Source organism: Streptomyces sp. IMTB 2501, from assembly GCF_001953885.1.
Classification (GTDB): domain Bacteria; phylum Actinomycetota; class Actinomycetes; order Streptomycetales; family Streptomycetaceae; genus Streptomyces.
The window spans coordinates 109,634-126,503 of the sequence record NZ_MQUS01000009.1 but is presented as its reverse complement, the minus strand read 5'-3'; the positions used below and the strand labels follow the sequence as shown (position 1 = coordinate 126,503).

Annotated in this window: 17 protein-coding genes; 9 read left to right on the top strand and 8 right to left on the bottom strand. The window is 71.9% G+C overall.

The genetic code is table 11. From position 1 onward, the window contains the following. The first annotated feature begins 23 nt into the window (after positions 1–23). Together AV521_RS17600 and AV521_RS17595 are read left to right on the top strand one after the other, a co-directional pair. The gene (locus AV521_RS17600) at positions 24–920 is read left to right on the top strand and encodes a hypothetical protein (protein ID WP_076089581.1); all 897 of its coding nucleotides are present in this window, start codon (positions 24–26) and stop codon (positions 918–920) included. Further along, a complete protein-coding gene (locus tag AV521_RS17595) occupies positions 913–1,557 on the top strand; it encodes a PhzF family phenazine biosynthesis protein (protein ID WP_076089408.1) in 645 nt (214 codons plus the stop codon). Before AV521_RS17600 ends, AV521_RS17595 begins: the two co-directional genes overlap by 8 nt. Before the next feature lie 10 nt (positions 1,558–1,567). Here the strand turns inward: AV521_RS17595 and AV521_RS17590 are convergent, their stop codons facing one another. Next, a complete protein-coding gene (locus AV521_RS17590; protein WP_076089407.1) occupies positions 1,568–2,215 on the bottom strand; it encodes a heme oxygenase (biliverdin-producing) in 648 nt (215 codons plus the stop codon). A gap of 110 nt (positions 2,216–2,325) precedes the next feature. Further along, positions 2,326–3,183 (bottom strand): type I methionyl aminopeptidase, encoded by an 858-nt coding sequence (map, locus tag AV521_RS17585; RefSeq protein ID WP_076089406.1) that lies wholly within the window; start codon positions 3,181–3,183, stop codon positions 2,326–2,328. A gap of 58 nt (positions 3,184–3,241) precedes the next feature. On the opposite strand from map, the gene AV521_RS17580 reads away from it, so the two are divergent. Then, positions 3,242–3,475, top strand: a complete 234-nt coding sequence (locus AV521_RS17580) for a hypothetical protein (RefSeq protein WP_023551242.1) — start codon at positions 3,242–3,244, stop codon at positions 3,473–3,475. Here the strand turns inward: AV521_RS17580 and AV521_RS17575 are convergent, their stop codons facing one another. Together AV521_RS17575 and AV521_RS17570 are read right to left on the bottom strand one after the other, a co-directional pair. Beyond that, entirely contained in the window at positions 3,476–4,750 is a 1,275-nt protein-coding gene (locus AV521_RS17575) for an MFS transporter (RefSeq protein ID WP_076089580.1), read from the bottom strand. A 45-nt stretch (positions 4,751–4,795) separates the two neighbouring features. Further along, positions 4,796–5,392 (bottom strand): hypothetical protein, encoded by a 597-nt coding sequence (locus AV521_RS17570; RefSeq protein WP_076089405.1) that lies wholly within the window; start codon positions 5,390–5,392, stop codon positions 4,796–4,798. A 120-nt stretch (positions 5,393–5,512) separates the two neighbouring features. Between AV521_RS17570 and AV521_RS17565 the strand changes: the two genes are divergently transcribed. Genes AV521_RS17565 through AV521_RS17555 form a run of 3 tightly spaced genes read left to right on the top strand, consistent with a single transcriptional unit; the run spans position 5,513 to position 7,621 of the window. Beyond that, positions 5,513–6,586 (top strand): exo-alpha-sialidase, encoded by a 1,074-nt coding sequence (locus AV521_RS17565; protein WP_076089404.1) that lies wholly within the window; start codon positions 5,513–5,515, stop codon positions 6,584–6,586. A 38-nt stretch (positions 6,587–6,624) separates the two neighbouring features. Continuing rightward, positions 6,625–7,347 carry an NADPH-dependent F420 reductase gene (gene npdG, locus AV521_RS17560; RefSeq protein ID WP_076089403.1) on the top strand — a complete coding sequence of 241 codons (723 nt, stop codon included), beginning with the start codon at positions 6,625–6,627 and terminating at the stop codon, positions 7,345–7,347. Positions 7,348–7,402: 55 nt separating this feature from the next. Continuing rightward, positions 7,403–7,621, top strand: a complete 219-nt coding sequence (locus AV521_RS17555; RefSeq protein WP_107480940.1) for a hypothetical protein — start codon at positions 7,403–7,405, stop codon at positions 7,619–7,621. On the opposite strand, the gene AV521_RS17550 is transcribed toward AV521_RS17555, so the two are convergent. Continuing rightward, positions 7,611–8,411 (bottom strand): site-2 protease family protein, encoded by an 801-nt coding sequence (locus tag AV521_RS17550; protein ID WP_076089401.1) that lies wholly within the window; start codon positions 8,409–8,411, stop codon positions 7,611–7,613. The genes AV521_RS17555 and AV521_RS17550 overlap by 11 nt on opposite strands. Before the next feature lie 131 nt (positions 8,412–8,542). Here AV521_RS17550 and AV521_RS17545 point away from each other — a divergent pair, with 131 nt between their 5' ends. Together AV521_RS17545 and AV521_RS17540 are read left to right on the top strand one after the other, a co-directional pair. After that, on the top strand, positions 8,543–8,878 hold the full coding sequence (locus AV521_RS17545) for a Uma2 family endonuclease (protein ID WP_076089400.1): 336 nt from the start codon (positions 8,543–8,545) through the stop codon (positions 8,876–8,878). Between the two features lie 35 nt (positions 8,879–8,913). Beyond that, positions 8,914–12,168 (top strand): BTAD domain-containing putative transcriptional regulator, encoded by a 3,255-nt coding sequence (locus tag AV521_RS17540; RefSeq protein WP_076089399.1) that lies wholly within the window; start codon positions 8,914–8,916, stop codon positions 12,166–12,168. A gap of 26 nt (positions 12,169–12,194) precedes the next feature. On the opposite strand, the gene AV521_RS17535 is transcribed toward AV521_RS17540, so the two are convergent. From AV521_RS17535 to panB, 3 genes are all read right to left on the bottom strand, one after another. Beyond that, positions 12,195–13,013 carry an ABC transporter permease gene (locus tag AV521_RS17535; protein WP_076089398.1) on the bottom strand — a complete coding sequence of 273 codons (819 nt, stop codon included), beginning with the start codon at positions 13,011–13,013 and terminating at the stop codon, positions 12,195–12,197. Continuing rightward, a complete protein-coding gene (locus tag AV521_RS17530; RefSeq protein WP_076089397.1) occupies positions 13,010–14,035 on the bottom strand; it encodes an ATP-binding cassette domain-containing protein in 1,026 nt (341 codons plus the stop codon). Before AV521_RS17530 ends, AV521_RS17535 begins: the two co-directional genes overlap by 4 nt. 137 nt (positions 14,036–14,172) lie before the next feature. Next, positions 14,173–15,057 carry a 3-methyl-2-oxobutanoate hydroxymethyltransferase gene (panB, locus tag AV521_RS17525; RefSeq protein WP_076089396.1) on the bottom strand — a complete coding sequence of 295 codons (885 nt, stop codon included), beginning with the start codon at positions 15,055–15,057 and terminating at the stop codon, positions 14,173–14,175. Positions 15,058–15,271: 214 nt separating this feature from the next. Here panB and AV521_RS17520 point away from each other — a divergent pair, with 214 nt between their 5' ends. Beyond that, positions 15,272–16,864, top strand: a complete 1,593-nt coding sequence (locus AV521_RS17520; protein WP_179023180.1) for an MFS transporter — start codon at positions 15,272–15,274, stop codon at positions 16,862–16,864. Positions 16,865–16,870: the final 6 nt, after the last annotated feature.

Here is a 16,870-nt window from a genome sequence, read left to right as displayed (position 1 = left end):
CCGGCGGTGGGAGGGTGACCGGCATGGGGAACGCGCGCAGGGAACTGCTGGGGGCCGCCCGGCTGGTGCTGGACATCAGGGACCGGCCTGGCCCGCCGTCACTCCGCTTCGAGACGGCGGACGACGGCAGGATGCTGCTCCTGCGGCAGGCCGGGCGTCCCCTGCTGCTCGGCCGCTCGGTCATCGACGGCGCGCCCTGCTGTCCCGAACTCCGTCTGCACCGCCTCGACGGCTACCGCTCACCGCTGCCACCCCTGCGTACGGCGCGGCAGCGGTCGTCCGTCAACTGGCCGCACGAGTACGCACGCCGGCTGGAGGAGACGACCGGGACACCGCTGAGCGACGGCCGCTGGGAGCTGGCCCTGCGCACCGGATTCCCGCCCGGCATCTGGGAGGAGGACCTGGTGCGGGAGTGGCCCGGCGGCAGCCTCGGGCTGTACTGCGGTGGCGGCTGGCACGGGGTCGTACCGCTGCGCCCGCTCTCGCCCCCCGACTCCGGCCGCGTCAAGGCGTACCGCAAACTCGTCCGTGAGGGCACACTGGCACCCGTCCTGCTGTGGTGGGTGACCTTCCTCGACGGGTGGCTGCTCCTCGACGGCCACGACCGGGCGGTGGCGGCGCTGGCCGAGGGGCGGACCCCGCACTGTGTCGAGCTGACCCGGCTGCCCGCGCCCGACCAGCGGTGGCACGGCGCCGAAAAGATCCACCAGGCCCACGAGTACCACATGGAACGGCTCGCCGCGCTTCCCCCGGGGCCGGGAGCGGAACGCCAACGGGACGCCGTGCAGCGGGCCTACGGTGACACGCTCGCCGAACTGCCGTACGCCGCGGTGCCCACCGCCACCCACCCCCTCCATGGCGGCGCCCCCGCCTGGCGCGCACTCGCCCGTGCCGCGATGTTTCAATTCCCCGGTGACTGACTACGACGTACTGCGCGTCTTCTGCGGACCGGACGGCGGCTACGGCAACGAACTCGGTGTCGTCCGCGACGGATCGGTGCTGCCCGAGCGGAGCGACCGGCAGACGCTGGCGGCCAAACTCGGCTTCAGCGAGACCGTGTTCGTGGACGACCCCGAGCGCGGCGTGATCGACATCTACACCCCCACCCTGCGCCTGCCCTTCGCCGGACACCCCTGCGTCGGCACGGCCTGGCTGCTCGACGTGCCCGAACTGGTCACGCCCGCCGGGGCGGTGGGCGCCCGGCTGGACGGCGAGTTCAGCTGGATCGAGGCCCGGGCGGAGTGGGCCCCGCCGCGCACCCTGCGCCGGTACGGCACCCCCGCCGAGGTCGACGCCCTGGACGTGCCGCCGCCGGGGGAGTGGGTCTACGCCTGGGCCTGGCAGGACGAGGCGGCCGGCCGGATCCGTGCCCGCGCCTTCCCCGGCCGCAACGACGGCATCGACGAGGACGAGGCCACCGGCGCCGCCGCCCTTCTCCTCACCGACCGGCTGGGCCGAGCCCTGAACATAACCCAGGGCAAGGGCTCCCAGATCCTGACCGCCCCGCAACCGCACGGGTGGGTGGAGATCGGGGGGAGGGTGTTTCTGGAGCCCTAGTACCCACCCATCACGCGGTCAGTGGGAACTCCTCGCCCAGGGACCGGAAGACGGCCGTGTTCAGGGCGAACGCGCGCTTGCACTCGGACATGATCCGCTGCTTCTCCAGGTCGTCCACGCCTATCGCGTCCAGCAGCTTCCGGTAACTCCGCTTGAACTCGGCCGGGTTGGCGACGCCCTCGAAGACGTAGAAGCGGACGCCGTCGCCCTTCCTCGCGAAGCCCCACGTCTTCTCCGCCCGGTCGCGGATGATCTGGCCGCCGGACAGATCGCCCAGGTAGCGGGTGTAGTGGTGGGCGACGTAACCGCCGGGCCAGCGCTCGGCGCACGCGCGGACCCGGTCCGCGTACTCCCGGGTCGCGGGCAGGGCGCTCAGCCCCGCCCGCCAGCCGGGACCCCGCAGATGCGCCAGGTCCCGCTCCAGCGCGGTCAGCCGGAGCAGCTCGGGCCGGATGAACGGCCCCGCCACCGGGTCCGCCGCCAGCGGCCCGGTGTCGCTCTCCAGGGCCTCGTACACGAACCACAGTTGCTCGGTGTAGCGCGCGTACGCGGCCACGCCCAGCCGGCCGCCGAGCAGGTCGCTCATGAACGTCGATGTCTCCGCCTCCACATGCTGCTCGTGGGACGCGGTGCGGATGAGGGTCGAGAAGGAGTCCATGCGGCTGTCTCCTGCCCATCTTGCCGACATCATGTCGGTAAAAGTCTACAAGAGAAAGCCCGCCCTCGCTCAGGGCGGGCTGTGCGGCCGTGGCCGGGGCGAGCGCGGCGCTACGGCAGGGTCAGGATGTCCGCGCCGGTCTCCGTCACCACCAGCGTGTGCTCGAACTGGGCCGTCCGCCTGCGGTCCTTCGTCACGACCGTCCAGCCGTCGTCCCACATGTCGTACTCGTGGGTGCCCAGCGTCAGCATCGGCTCGATCGTGAACGTCATGCCGGGCTGCATGACCGTCGTCGCGTGCGGGCTGTCGTAGTGCGGGATGATCAGGCCGGAGTGGAACGACGAGTTGATGCCGTGCCCGGTGAAGTCACGCACCACGCCGTACCCGAAGCGCTTGGCGTACGACTCGATGACCCGGCCGATGACGTTGATCTGCCGGCCCGGCCTGACCGCCTTGATCGCGCGGTCCAGGGACTCACGGGTCCGCTCCACCAGCAGCCGCGACTCCTCGTCCACGTCCCCGACCAGGTATGTGGCGTTGTTGTCGCCGTGCACCCCGCCGATGTACGCGGTCACGTCCAGATTGACGATGTCGCCGTCCCTGAGGACCGTCGAGTCCGGGATGCCGTGGCAGATGACTTCGTTGACCGAGGTGCACAGGGACTTGGGGAAGCCGCGGTAGCCGAGCGTGGACGGGTAGGCGCCGTGGTCGCACATGTACGCGTGGGCGACCTTGTCCAGCTGGTCCGTGGTGACCCCGGGCGCGATGATCCGCGCGGCCTCCGCCATCGCCTGCGCGGCGATACGGCCGGCGGTCCGCATCGCCTCGATGGTCTCCGGGGTCTGCACCTCCGGCCCGGTGTACGGCGTCGGCGCGGGCTTGCCGACGTACTCGGGGCGGCGGATGTTTCCGGGGACCGAACGGGTGGGGGACAGCTCCCCCGGTACGAGCAGTGACTGGCCAGACATGCCAGCGAGTCTATCGAGCCGGCATGGGGGAACATGTCGGTGGCGAGAGGAGCTGTTCATGGCCCTGTTCAAGAAGCGCACCGTCGGCAAGCCGGGCGAGTGGTACTACTGCCTGGTGCACGGCAAGGTCGAGGAGGGGCCGGAGTGCCCGGCCAAGGACCGTTTCGGGCCGTACGCCAGCCGTGCGGAGGCCGAGCACGCGATGGAGACGGCCCGCGAGCGCAACCTCGAATGGGAGACCGACCCGCGCTGGCACGACAAGGCTCAGCAGGGGGACGCCGACGAGGGGTGATCAGCCGGCAGCCGGGGTGGTGGCGGCGCGCTGCTCCCTCATCCGTACGGCGTGTTCGTTCGTCCGGGCGTCGTACGTCATGAGGCGCGGCAGGCAGAGCGCGAGCAGGCCCATGGCGCCCGCGCACGCCAGCCCGCCGGAGACGACGGAGGTCCGCACGCCCGCCCAGGCGGCGAGGCCACCCGCCCGGACCTGGCCGAGCTGCGGGCCGACCGAGTAGGACAGCAGCTCGATCCCGGCGAGCCGGCCGCGCAGCTCGTCGGGGATGGTCTGGTTCCACATGGCGGCCCGGAAGATCCCGCTGACCATGTCGAAGCCGCCACCGACGGTCAGGAGGACCAGGACCAGCCACACGTTCCCGCACAGGCCGGCCGCCGCCACCGCGAGGCCCCATCCGGTGGCCGCCAGCACCACCATCAGCCCGTGCCGGTGGATCCGGGAGGCCCAGCCGCTGGTCAGGCTCACCAGCAGGGAGCCGGCCGGGAGGGCGGCGTACATCAGCCCGAGCGACCAGTCTGCGTGCAGTTCGTCGGCGAGGAACGGCAGTACGGCGAGGGGCATGGCCAGGGACATCGCCGCGAGGTCGACGACGTAGGTGCCGAGGAGTTCCTTGCGGCTCAAGGCGTACCGGGCGCCTTCCGCGATGGCCCCGAGCGACGGCTTCGCGGCCTCGTGGGAGGCGGGGGAGGGAGCGATCCGGACGATGTACGCCACGGAGACCGCGAAGGTCAGCAGGTCGGCGGCGTAGGCCCAGCCGAGGCCCGCGTAGGCGACGACCACGCCGGCGAGCGCCGGGCCGGCGACTCCGCCGACGGTCCAGCGCAGCGAGTTCAGCGAGGCCGCGGCGGGGATGTCGGCGTGGGCGACGATCCGGGGCCACAGGGAGTCGAGTGCCGGGCGCTGCAGCGAGCCCAGGGCGGAGGAGAGGGCGGCGACGGCGTACAGGGGCCAGACCGTGGGCCGCGGGAGCAGGGCGTTGAGCAGCAGCGCCGCGCTGAGCAGGCCCTGACCCGCTTCCGTCCACCCGATGAGCTTCCGCTTGTCCAGCGCGTCGGCGAGGGCACCGCCGTACAGTCCGCAGACGATGAGGGGGAGCAGCTCCACGGCGCCGATCGCGCCGACCGCCGCGGTGGACTCCGTCAGGTCCTTCAGCTGGACGGGCAGCGCGACGAGGGTGAGGAAGCTGCCGAAGTTGCTGATCAGCCCGGACTTCCAGAGCCGACGGAAATCTACGGAGGTCTGCCAGGGGGAGAGGTCGGGGAGCAGAGCGCGGATCACCGGGAAATGCTCGACCGGTCCGGACCTCTGGGCAACCGGTTTTCACCAGGGGGCAGGGGGCGGTGCCGTCAGAATTTCCGCCAGCCTCGACAGGCGGTCGCGGAAACCCCGCCGAACCCTCGGGGAGCTTCCGTTTTCGCCCGCACCCGCGCTGACCAGGTGCTGCACCGTGTCCAGGTCCAGTTCCGAGCCCTCCGGCGCCGCCAGCGACTCGTGGGCCATCGCGGCCAGCTCGCCTCCGCCGGCGCCCAGGGCCAGTACCGTCACCCCGGCCCGCCGGGCCGAGTGCACACGTTCCAGCAGCGGCGCCGGCTCCTCGGGCGCCACGACGAGCAGGGTCTCCCCGCGTCGCGCCGCCGCGATCCGCCCGGGTCCGACGGCGAGGTGGGGCGGGTCGAAGGGGCGCGCGTCATGTCGTACGAGCGTCGGCGCCAGCTCGGGGGTGCCGGACCAGGCCGCCTCGTCCACCAGGTGCGCGGCCAGATGCCAGGGTTCGTACTCCGGCGTGCCCACCAGCAGCAGCCCGCCCCCGTGGGCCACCACCGACCCGCGCAGCACCCCCGCGAATCTCCGGGTGGCCCCCAGCCACTCGGTCCCGGCGAGCACTTCGCGCAGCAGCGCGACCCGTACGGCGTCCATGCGCCCGCATCCTGCCGCAACCGGTCACTCGTGACACGGAGTTCACCCGGAATTCGCCCGCCCCGGGGACAAGCACCGGTCCCGTACGATCCGGTCCCGTACGACCCGAGGAGCCGCCCGATGACCGAGGTCACCGTCCCCTTCCGCGCCGGACAGGAGGGCTACGCCAGCTTCCGGATCCCGGCGGTCGTGGTCACCGGCGCCGGGACCCTCCTCGCCTTCTGCGAGGGCCGGTCCGGCTCCGCCGCCGACCACGGGCAGATCGACATCGTGCTCAGGCGGTCCGCGGACGGCGGCCGTAGCTGGGGGCCGCTCCAGGTCGCCGCGAGCAACGGCGACCACCTCGCCGGCAACCCCGCCCCCGTCGTCCTCGACACCGGCCGGATCCTGCTCGTGCACATCCGGGCCGCCGCCTCCGCCACCGAGGACGCCATCCTGCGCGGCCGGGTCGAGGACGCCGACGGGCGCCGGGTGTGGGTGCGGCACAGTGATGACGACGGGATGTCCTGGTCCGCGCCGAAGGAGATCACCGCGCAGGTGAAGCGGCCCGGCTGGCGCTGGTACGCCACCACCCCCGGGCACGCCCTCCAGCTCACCGGCGGGCGCGTACTCGTCCCGGCCAACCACACCCTGCCGCCCACCGGCGGCGACATCGGCACCGAGGCGAAGTACCACAGCGGCCACTGCCTGCTCAGCGACGACCGGGGCGAGAGCTGGCACCTCGGATACGTCGACGAGAACACCGGCGGCTACATCAACGTCAACGAGACCACCGCCGCCGCACTCCCCGACGGACGCGTCTACTTCAACACCCGCAACGACTCGCGCTCGCCCGGCAACCGCGCCGACGCCCACTCGACGGACGGCGGGCAGACCCTGGTCAGGCCGTTCAGGCCGCAGGCAGGGCTGACCGCCCCCGTCTGCCAGGCCTCCGTCCTGCAACTCCGCGACCCCGATCTGCTCCTCTACTCCGGCCCGGCCGACCCCGCCTTCCGCGCCCTGATGACGCTCCGCGCCTCCACCGACGGCGGCACCACCTGGCGCACCGCGTACACCGTCGACGGGCTGCCGGCCGCCTACTCGGACCTGGTCCGCGTCGATACGGACACGGTCGGACTCCTCTACGAGACCGGCGACTTCAGCGCCTACGAGACCCTCACCTTCCGCCGGGTACCGGTGCACCGGCTCACCTGAACCGGTGCCGTGCCCGGCACGGACGTAGAGTCGCCCCCATGACCTCTACGACCTCTTCCGACAGCGCACAGACCCCTGGCAAGGCCCCTGCCAAGGACCCCTGGGACCTGCCCGACGTCTCCGGGTACGTCGTCGGCGTGCTCGGCGGCACCGGACCGCAGGGCAAGGGCCTCGCCTACCGGCTCGCCCAGGCCGGCCAGAAGGTGATCATCGGCTCCCGCGCCGCCGAGCGCGCCCAGGCCGCCGCCCAGGAGCTGGGTCACGGCGTCGAGGGCGCCGACAACGCCGAGACCGCGCGCCGCAGCGACATCGTGATCGTCGCCGTACCCTGGGAGGGCCACGGCGACACCCTGAAGGCGCTGCGCGACGCACTGGCCGGCAAGCTCGTCGTGGACTGCGTCAACCCGCTCGGCTTCGACAAGAAGGGCGCCTACGCCCTCAGGCCCGAGGAGGGCAGCGCCGCCGAGCAGGCCGCCGCCCTGCTGCCGGACTCCCGTGTCACCGCGGCCTTCCACCATCTGTCGGCCGTCCTGCTCCAGGACCCGGAGACCGAGCAGATCGACACCGATGTGATGGTGCTCGGCGAGGAGCGGGCCGACGTGGAGATCGTGCAGGCGCTGGCCGGGCGCATCCCCGGTATGCGCGGCGTCTTCGCCGGCCGGCTGCGCAACGCCCACCAGGTGGAGTCGCTGGTCGCGAACCTGATCTCGGTCAACCGCCGCTACAAGGCACACGCCGGCCTCCGCGTCACGGACGTATGACCCCATGGGGGACACTGGTCGGCGAAGCAGTGTCCCCCGCAAGGAGCCGAGCCCCATGCCCCCTGTTCCCCCGCCCGCCCAGACCCGGCGACTCGCCCTCTACGCCCTCGTCGTCTGCGTCCTTTCCGTGGCCGCCGCCGTCGTCTCCTTCACCCGGGGCAGCTGGCTGGGGATCGTCTGGGTGCTGCTGGCGGGTCTGACGTCCAACATGACCTGGTACTACGTCAAGCGCGGCCGGGCCGCCGCGGCGCAGGGCAAGTCCGTCACGGGTTGATCCGGCAGATCTCGGGGTTGCCCTGCCACCAGCGGTACAGCTCCTGGCCGCAGTAACGCGGGAAGTCTCCTACGCCGAGGCCGCGCAGGATGGCGTCGATCAGGTCGAAGAACACGCTGTTGATCGACGGCACCCACAGCAGCGCGAACACGAACAGCAGACCGAACTGCGCGAACGGCTCCACCTGGCGCTTCACCTTGTACGACAGCCAGGGCTCGATGACGCCGTAGCCGTCGAGGCCGGGCACCGGCAGGAAGTTCAGGATCGACGCCGTCACCTGCAGCAGGGCGAGGAACGCCAGCGCGTACTGGAAGTCGGCGGGCACGCCGTCAAGGGCGTGCAGCCAGAACGGCGCCGTGCACACGGCCGCGAACAGGACGTTCGTCAGCGGCCCCGCCGCCGAGACCAGGCTGTGCTTCCAGCGGCCCCGGATCCGTCCGCGCTCGATGAACACCGCGCCGCCGGGCAGCCCGATCCCGCCCATGATCAGGAATATCACCGGGAGCACGATGCTCAGCAGCGCGTGTGTGTACTTCAGCGGGTTCAGCGTGAGGTAGCCCTTCGCGCCCACCGTGATGTCCCCGCCGTGCAGGGCCGTGCGCGCGTGCGCGTACTCGTGCAGGCACAGGGAGACGATCCAGGCCGCCGTCACGAACAGGAAGATCGCCACGCCCGGCTGGGCGGCATACCCGGTCCAGGTGGCCCATCCGGTCACCGCCGTCACGGCCAGGATCCCGAGGAACACGGGACTGACCCGGCGGTCGCCGCGGCGGGTGGTGGCGGTGGTCATGGGCGGGCTCCTGGTCATGGGTCGGGCGGGGCGGGGTCGACCGTACCGGTGATGTGGGGGGAACGTCCCGCGGACGGCCAGAGGTTCCTGCTGAGCCCTACGCTGATTTCGAGTCGACTGAGGAGGTGGCCATGACGGTTGCCGAGGGCTGGGTCGAGTTGGTTCAGGGCCGGATCGAGGTGCCCAGGAGTGCCCGCCTCCGGCTGACCAGGAACGGGCTCACTTCGGTACCGGTCACCCACGCGCACACGACGACTGCTCGGCGTATCGCCAACCAGATCGAGGAACGGCTGCCAGGCGTCGTCGAGGTCGTCTCGCCCGAGAACAAGAACCGCGACTACAAAACCAAGCCTGAGCACTACGCGCTGCGAGGAATCCCGGCGTATCTGATCGTCGACGTCCGCACAGCCACCTGGACGCTCCTGACCCAGCCGGAGAACGGTGCCTACCAGTTCATGCGCATCTGAAACCCGCAAGCGGCGTACGGCCGTCCCCGGAGACAATGGACCCCGTGCGCTATCGCCTGCTCGGCACCACCCAGGTACTCCGCCCCGACGGTACGGCCGTCCCGGTCGGCGGGGCGCGGCTGCGTGCCCTGCTGGGCGTCCTCGCGCTGCGCGCCGGACGGACCGTGCCCGCCGCCGTGCTGGTCGACGAGGTGTGGGGCGCCGACCCGCCCGCCGACGCCGCCGGGGCGCTGCAGGCGCTGGTCGGCCGGCTGCGCCGTACGCTCGGCGCGGACGCCGTCGCCTCCGCCGAGGGCGGCTACCGGCTCACCGCCGCCCCCGACGACGTCGACCTCACCCGTTTCGAGCGGCTGACCGGCGACGGCCTCGCGGCCCTCGCCGACGGCGACCCGGCCAAGGCCGCCGCCGTCCTGGACGACGCGCTCGCCCTGTGGCGCGGCCCCGCGCTCGCCGACCTGCCCGACCACACCGCCGAGGCGGCCCGCTGGGAGACCCGTCGGCTCGACGCCCTGCGTGCCCGGCACACCGCCGCCCTCGCCCTCGGCCACGCCGTGCAGTCCCTGCCCGAGCTGACCGCGCTGTGCGACGACCACCCGCTGGACGAGCCGCTGCAGGCGCTGCGGCTGCGCTCCCTGCGCGGCGCCGGCCGCCCGGCCCAGGCCCTCGCCGCCTACGAGGACGTACGACGGCTGCTCGCGGACCGGCTCGGCTCCGACCCCGGCCCCGAACTGCGCGCCCTGCACACCGAGTTGCTGACAGAAGCTCCTGGGGAGCCGGAGCGCCGGGTCCTCGGCAACCTGCCCGCCCGGCTCACCTCCTTCGTCGGCCGGGAGTCCGACATCGAGGCCATCGGCGCCGATCTCACCACCGCCCGCCTGGTCACGCTGCTCGGGCCCGGCGGCGCCGGCAAGACCCGGCTGTCCCAGGAGGCCGCCGACGCGGTACGGCACACCGCCCGGGACGGGGTGTGGCTGGCCGAACTCGCGCCCGTGGACGACCCCGAGGCCGTACCGCAGGCCGTGCTCACCGCGATCGGCGCCCGCGAGACCGTGCTGCACGGCGCGGGGGCCGAGAGCATACGCGCGGTCGCCGACCGCTACGACGACCCCCTCGAACGGATCGTGGAGCACTGCGCCCGGCGCCGGATGCTGATCGTCCTGGACAACTGCGAGCACGTCATCGAGGCGGCCGCCCACCTCACCGAGCGCCTGCTGGCCCGCTGCCCGGAGCTGACCGTCCTCGCCACCAGCCGCGAACCCCTCGGCGTGCCGGGGGAGTTGGTGCGGCCTGTGGAGCCGCTGCCCGAGCCGGTCGCACTGCGGCTGCTCGCCGACCGCGGCGCGGCCGCCCGGCCCGGATTCCGTGTCGAGGACGATCCCGGGGCCTGCGCCGAGATCTGCCGGCGACTCGACGGCCTGCCGCTCGCCATCGAGCTGGCCGCGGCGCGCCTGCGGATGCTGACCCCGCGGCAGATAGCCGACCGGCTCGACGACCGCTTCCGGCTGCTCACCTCCGGCAGCCGCACCGTGCTGCCCCGCCAGCAGACGCTGCGGGCCGTCGTGGACTGGTCCTGGGATCTGCTGGACGCGGACGAACGGGACGTCCTCGCCCGGCTGTCCGTCTTCGCGGGCGGCTGCGACCTGGCCGCCGCCGAGGCCGTGTGCGGCCCGGCCGCCCTGGACGCGCTCGGCTCGCTGGTGGACAAGTCCCTTGTGGTGGCCGCTCCTTCGGCCGATGCGGCCATGCGCTACCGGCTGCTGGAGACCGTGGCCGAGTACGCCGGCGAACGGCTGGACGAGGCAGGCCGGCGCGCCGGCGCCGAGCGCGCGCACCTCGCGTACTACCGAGAACTCGGCCGCACCACCGACTCGTTGCTGCGCGGCCCCGAACAGCGCACCGCCATCGACCGGTTCCAGCTGGAGTACGAGAACCTGCGCACCGCCCTGCGGCACGCCGTCGCCGCCGGGGACGAGCAGGAGGCGCTGTGCCTGACGCTGTCCCTGGTGTGGTTCTGGCAGATGCGCGACCAGCGCATCGAGACCCGCACCAGGTGCCAGGAGGTCATGGCGCTCGGCCCCGACCCGTTCGCCGAACCGGTCCGCCCCGCCCACCCGGTGTGGCGGCCGTGCACCGACACCCCGCCCCCGTACACCGGCGAGGTCCTCCTGGAGGCCCGCCGCGGCGTCCATCTGGCCCATCTCGCCTGCATGGACACCGAGCTGGACTCCTGGCAGACCGCTCAGGCGCAGGCCAAGCTGCGCGCCATCACCCGGGTCTACCAGCCCGGGCTGCCGCAGACCTGCCGCGCGCCCGGCATCCTGTGGTTCTACGCGGTGATGCTGACCGGCGGTCTGGACGCGCTGCGGACCGTCACGGACGCCTGTGTCCGGACCTGCCGGGAGACCCCCGGCTTCGAGTGGGAACTGGCCGCGACCCTGCAGATGCGCGCCAACACCCTCGCCAACCGCTCCGCCTGGGCGGGCGACGCCACCCGCGACGCCGATGAGGCGCTGGAGATCTTCCGCCGCCTGGGTGACGCCTGGGGCACCGCCGAGGCACTGTCGGCCCGCGGCGAGGCCCATGAACGCCAGGGCGCCTACCGGGAGGCCGCGGCCGACTACGAGGCGGCCGTCGAACACGCCGAACGCCTCGGTGCCCGCGGGCAGATGGCCATCCTCCGCGCCCGCCTCGGCAGCGTGCTCATGGAGAGCGGCGACGCCGAGCGCGGCGAGCGACTGCTCCGGGACGTCATCGCGAGCCAGGACGGCGTCCACAACGAGGCGATGCCCGCCGCCCGGCTGTTCCTCGCGGCCCAGCTCGGCCTGACCGGGCGCATCGCGGAGGCCCGTGAGCAACTGCTGCTGCTGCGCGAGGAGTTCAGCATCGCGCACTTCGTCGTCTTCGACTCGGTCATCCTCACCCAGGAGGCCTGGCTGGACGCCCTTGAGGGCCGTGCCGAGGACGCCCTGGACCGGACCTCGCAGGCGCTGGGGCTCGCCGGTGACCCCCTGGCCCAGGTCATCACCCCGCACCTGTACTCCGTCTGCCTCACCACCGCGGCGATGGCCCTCGCCCGCGTCGACGGCGGCGGCCGCGCCGCCGACGCCGCCCGCTGCCTGGGTGCCGCCGACGCCATGATGCCGCCCGGGCACGTCGCCTCCGGGACCGAGCTCCAGGTCCGGAACCTGACCGAGGCCCGGATCCGGGAGGCCCTGGACGAGCCGGTCTACCGGGCCGCGTACGCCGAGGGCGGTGGCCTCTCCCTCGTGGAGGCCACCGCCCTGCTCTGAGCCGCACTCTTCCTGGCGGGCGAACGTCAGTTCTTCGTGCGGAACTTGTGGATCGCGACCGGTCCCATGACGGCCGTGATCGCCACCGACCAGGCCACGGTCACCCACACGTCGTGCGCCACCGGGCCGCCCACCATCAGCCCGCGGGCCGCGTCCGCGAGCGTGGACAGCGGGTTGTAGTCGGTGAAGTGCCGCAGCCAGCCCGGCATCGACCTGGTCGGCGCGAAGATCGAGGACCCGAACTGCAGCGGGAACAGGACCAGGAAGCCCACCCCCTGCACGGACTGCGCGCTCTTCAGCATCACGCCGAGGGTGAGGAACACCCACATGATCGACGAGGCGAACAGCGCGGACAGACCGACGGTGGCGAACAGGCCCGTCCAGTGCGTGATGTGGAAACCGACCAGGACGGCCACGACCATCAGGATGACCGTCGCGAACAGCATCCTCCCCAGCTCGACGGCGATCTTCGCGAACAGCACGGATCCGCGGCCGATCGGCAGCGTGCGGAACCGGTCCATGACCCCGCTGTTGAAGTCCTGGCTGAATCCGGTGCCGACACCCTGCGAGAGCGTCATGCTCATCATCGCGATCATGCCGGGGATGACGTACTGCACGTACTGGCCCTGGCCGCCGCCCAGCGCCTGGCCGATCGAGCCGCCGAAGACGTACACGAACAGCAGCGTGAAGACGACGGGCATCAGCAGCGCGTCGAACATCGACTCCGGGTCCTGGCGTATCCACAGCAGATTGCGCCGGATGAGCGCGCCGGTGTGCCGCAGATGCCCGCGCAGCGGGATACGGACGTCGACGTCGGCGACGGGAGTGGCTGCGGTGGCGGTCATACGGCGACCTCCTGGCGGTCGTCGGCGGGCGTGGCGTCCTGCGGGGCACCGGCACGGTGGCCGGTGAGGGACAGGAACACCTCGTCCAGGCTGGGCAGTTCGGTGGTGATGGAGGACATCGTGATGCCGCGCGCGGTGACCGCGCCGACCACGGCGGTCAGCTGCTCGTCGCTGAGGACCGGCACCAGCAGCGTCCCGGACTCGGGGTCCACGGTGCTGCTCGCGAGCCCGGTGATGCCCAGCTCGTCCAGCATGGCGGCGAGCGGGCGCAGCTGCAGCGGGTCGACGGGCCGCACGCGGAGGGTACGGCCGCCGACCTTGGCCTTCAGCTCCTCGATCCTGCCGTTCGCGATGACCTTGCCGCGGTCGACCACGGTCAGCTCGGAGGCGAGCTGTTCGGCCTCCTCCATGTACTGGGTGGTCAGCAGCACCGTGACGCCGTCGCCGACCATCGCCTTGACCTCGTCCCAGACCTCGTTACGGGTACGGGGGTCGAGCCCGGTGGTGGGCTCGTCGAGGTAGAGGACGGCCGGGCGGCCGATCATAGAGGCGGCGAGATCCAGCCGCCGCCGCATACCGCCGGAGTACGTACTGGCAGGCCGCTTGGCCGCGTCCGTGAGGGAGAACCGCTCCAGCAGCTCGTCGGCGCGGGCGCGGGCGTCCTTGCGGGACAGGTCCAGCAGCCGGCCGATCATGTACAGGTTCTCCCAGCCGGGCAGCTTCTCGTCCACCGAGGCGTACTGTCCGGTCAGTCCGATCACCCGGCGCAGCTGCCGCGGCTGCCGTACGACGTCGTAGCCGGCCACGGTGGCCTGTCCGGCGTCCGGGGTGATCAGGGTGGACAGGATCCGTACGAGGGTGGTCTTGCCGGCGCCGTTCGGCCCGAGCACACCCATCACGGTGCCCTCGCGCACGTCCAGGTCGACACCGTCCAGCGCCTTGGTCTCGCCGTAGTGCTTGACCAGTCCCCGTACCGTCACTGCGTGGCTCGCGCCGACGGGGTTGTGTTCGATTCGCGTCATGCGTCAGACAGTGCCAGCGCCCACCGACAAACCACCGACAGGCCGCCTACAGCCACCGACAACGTCCGGACGCAAAAGGGGGCAGCCCCGCTGACGGGGGAAGATCAGCGGGGCTGCCGGGGTGTTGCCGCAGTGGCTCAGTGGACGGAGTGTTCCTCCAGGGGGAACGTTCCGGTGACGACGTCCTCCGCGAACGACTTCGCCGCGTTGCCCATGACCTCACGCAGGTCGGCGTACTTCTTGACGAACTTCGGGACCCGGCCGGAGGTCAGGCCGAGCATGTCCGTCCAGACCAGGACCTGCGCGTCCGTCTCGGGGCCGGCACCGATGCCGACCGTCGGGATGTGCAGCACCCGCGTCACCTCGGCCGCCAGCTCCGCCGGGACGAGTTCCAGGACGACCGCGAACGCGCCCGCGTCCTGGACCGCCTTCGCGTCCCGCAGCAACTGCTGCGCCGCCTCCTCGCCGCGCCCCTGCACGCGATAGCCCATCGCGTTGACGGACTGCGGGGTCAGCCCGATGTGGGCCATGACCGGGATGCCGGACTCGACCAGCAGCCGGATCTGCTCGTGCGACCGCTCGCCGCCCTCCAGCTTGACCGCCCCGACCCCGGCCTCCTTCACCAGCCGGGTCGCCGAGCGCAGCGCCTGCACCGGACCCTCCTGGTAGGAGCCGAACGGGAGGTCGCCGACGATCAGGGCGCGCCGCGTGCCGCGGACCACGGCCGCCGACAGCATCGTCATCTCGTCGAGGGTGACGGGTACGGTCGTCTCGTACCCGAGGTGACAGTTGCCCGCCGAGTCGCCGACCAGCATCACCGGGATCCCGGACTCGTCGAAGACGGACGCGGTCATCGCGTCGTAGGCGGTGAGCATGGGCCACTTCTCGCCGCGTTCCTTGGCGAGGGTGATGTCGCGGACGGTGATGCGTCGGGTGCTCTTCCCTCCGTACAGCGCCTTGCTGCCGTCGGAGGATGCGGAATGCGCGCTCTGCGCGTTCTGGGCAGCCGAAAGCTGCGTCATGGCAACGGCTCCTTCAGTCATCTCGAGGCGCCCTGACGGCGTCCCCGGATCGGTTCCATGGTGGCACCTCGTGCCAGTCAGGACCAGGGGCGCCCCCTGTGATCCCTGTCCGTGGCCGGAAGCGAGCGGTGGCCGGAAGCGAGCGGTGTAAGTCCTTGGTAAAGAAGTAAGATACGAGACCGTTCCGTATCGAAATGGTCGTAGGCTCGAACGCATGACAAGTCCCGTCCCTGCCCCTGCCTCCCGGATACCGGAAGCGGTGCACCGGCGCCGATGGGCCATCCTCGGCGTGCTGATGCTGAGCCTGCTCATCGTGGTGCTCGACAACTCGATCCTGAACGTCGCCATCAAGACCATCTCCAGCCCCGCGCCGACCGGCCTCGGCGCCTCCCAGGGCCAGATCGAGTGGGCGATCAACGCCTATACCCTCGTCTTCGCCGGCCTGCTGTTCACCGCCGGCCTCGTCGGCGACCGCCTCGGCCGCAAGAAGGTGCTGCTCGGCGGCATCGCCGTGTTCGGCATCGGTTCCGCCCTCGCCGCAGAGTCCGGCTCGCCCGGCCAGCTGATCGCCTACCGCGCGCTGATGGCCCTCGGTGCCGCCTTTGTCATGCCGGCCACCCTCGCCGTCCTGATGAACGTCTTCGAGCGCGAGGAGCAGCCGAAGGCCATCGGTATCTGGGCGGGCGGTGTGGGCCTCGCGATCGCCATCGGGCCGATCACCGGCGGTGCCCTTCTCGACCACTTCTGGTGGGGTTCGGTCTTCTTCGTCAACGTGCCGATCGTGATCGTCGCGCTGGTCCTCATGACCGTGCTGGTGCCCGACTCCCGTGACCCGAGGCCCGGCCGCCTCGACCCCGTCGGCGTCGTCCTGTCCGTCGTCGGCCTCGTCCTGCTGGTCTACGGCATCATCAAGGGCGGCGAGCTGGCCGACTTCACCGACGCGAAGGTGCTGGCGACCATCATCGCCGGTCTCCTCGTCCTCACCGGCTTCGTCGTCTTCGAGCGGCGCAGCGACCACCCGTCGCTCGACGTCACCTACTTCAAGAACAAGGTCTTCTCGGCCGCCATGAGCGCCATCGCGCTGGTCTTCTTCGCGCTGATGGGCGTCACGTTCTTCGGTGTCTTCTACACCCAGAGCGTGCGCGGCTACTCGCCGCTGGAGTCCGGCGTGCTGATGCTGCCGCTCGCCCTCGCCCAGCTGATCTTCGCGCCGCGCGCCCGGCTGCTGGTCGACCGGTTCGGCAACCGGGCCACCACCACCGCCGGCCTGGTGCTGATCGCGGCGACGCTGGCCATGTTCGCCACCTTCGAGGCCGACACACCGATCTGGCTGCTTGAGGTCGTCTTCTTCCTGATGGGCACCGGCATGGCGCACATCATGACGCCGACCTCGGTCGTCATCATGCAGGCCCTGCCGCGCGAGAAGGCCGGCTCGGCCTCCGCGCTCAGCAACACCTTCCGCCAGGTCGGCGGCGCGCTCGGCATCGCCGTGCTCGGCTCGGTGCTCGCCACCTCGTACCGCAACGGCATCGAGGGCAAGCTGGGCATGCTGCCGCCGGCCCTGCGCGACAAGGCCGCCGAGTCCATCGAGGCCACCCTCGGCATCGCCGGCAAGCTCGGCCCGCAGGGCAAGGCCCTGGTCACCCCCGCCGACGACGCGTTCCTGCACGCCATGCACGTCACCGCCCTGTGCGGGGTGGGCGTCGCGCTGATCGGCGCCGTGGTGACGGCCCTGTTCCTGCCGGGCAAGGCGCCGGCCGCTCAGCAGGGCGAGCAGGAAACGGAGTTGGTCTCGGCCGCGGAGTGACGCGGG

What these genes read in the sequence shown, in the direction of transcription:
- AV521_RS17540 (WP_076089399.1), top strand. Translation starts at nt 8,914, where the DNA reads ATGGACCCCGTGCGCTATCGCCTGCTCGGCACCACCCAGGTACTCCGC.
- AV521_RS17580 (WP_023551242.1), top strand. Translation starts at nt 3,242, where the DNA reads ATGGCCCTGTTCAAGAAGCGCACCGTCGGCAAGCCGGGCGAGTGGTAC.
- npdG (WP_076089403.1), top strand. Translation starts at nt 6,625, where the DNA reads ATGACCTCTACGACCTCTTCCGACAGCGCACAGACCCCTGGCAAGGCC.
- AV521_RS17530 (WP_076089397.1), bottom strand. Translation starts at nt 14,035, where the DNA reads ATGACGCGAATCGAACACAACCCCGTCGGCGCGAGCCACGCAGTGACG.
- map (WP_076089406.1), bottom strand. Translation starts at nt 3,183, where the DNA reads ATGTCTGGCCAGTCACTGCTCGTACCGGGGGAGCTGTCCCCCACCCGT.
- AV521_RS17565 (WP_076089404.1), top strand. Translation starts at nt 5,513, where the DNA reads ATGACCGAGGTCACCGTCCCCTTCCGCGCCGGACAGGAGGGCTACGCC.
- AV521_RS17520 (WP_179023180.1), top strand. Translation starts at nt 15,272, where the DNA reads ATGACAAGTCCCGTCCCTGCCCCTGCCTCCCGGATACCGGAAGCGGTG.
- AV521_RS17590 (WP_076089407.1), bottom strand. Translation starts at nt 2,215, where the DNA reads ATGGACTCCTTCTCGACCCTCATCCGCACCGCGTCCCACGAGCAGCAT.
- AV521_RS17545 (WP_076089400.1), top strand. Translation starts at nt 8,543, where the DNA reads ATGACGGTTGCCGAGGGCTGGGTCGAGTTGGTTCAGGGCCGGATCGAG.
- AV521_RS17535 (WP_076089398.1), bottom strand. Translation starts at nt 13,013, where the DNA reads ATGACCGCCACCGCAGCCACTCCCGTCGCCGACGTCGACGTCCGTATC.
- panB (WP_076089396.1), bottom strand. Translation starts at nt 15,057, where the DNA reads ATGACGCAGCTTTCGGCTGCCCAGAACGCGCAGAGCGCGCATTCCGCA.
- AV521_RS17550 (WP_076089401.1), bottom strand. Translation starts at nt 8,411, where the DNA reads ATGACCACCGCCACCACCCGCCGCGGCGACCGCCGGGTCAGTCCCGTG.
- AV521_RS17600 (WP_076089581.1), top strand. Translation starts at nt 24, where the DNA reads ATGGGGAACGCGCGCAGGGAACTGCTGGGGGCCGCCCGGCTGGTGCTG.
- AV521_RS17555 (WP_107480940.1), top strand. Translation starts at nt 7,403, where the DNA reads ATGCCCCCTGTTCCCCCGCCCGCCCAGACCCGGCGACTCGCCCTCTAC.
- AV521_RS17570 (WP_076089405.1), bottom strand. Translation starts at nt 5,392, where the DNA reads ATGGACGCCGTACGGGTCGCGCTGCTGCGCGAAGTGCTCGCCGGGACC.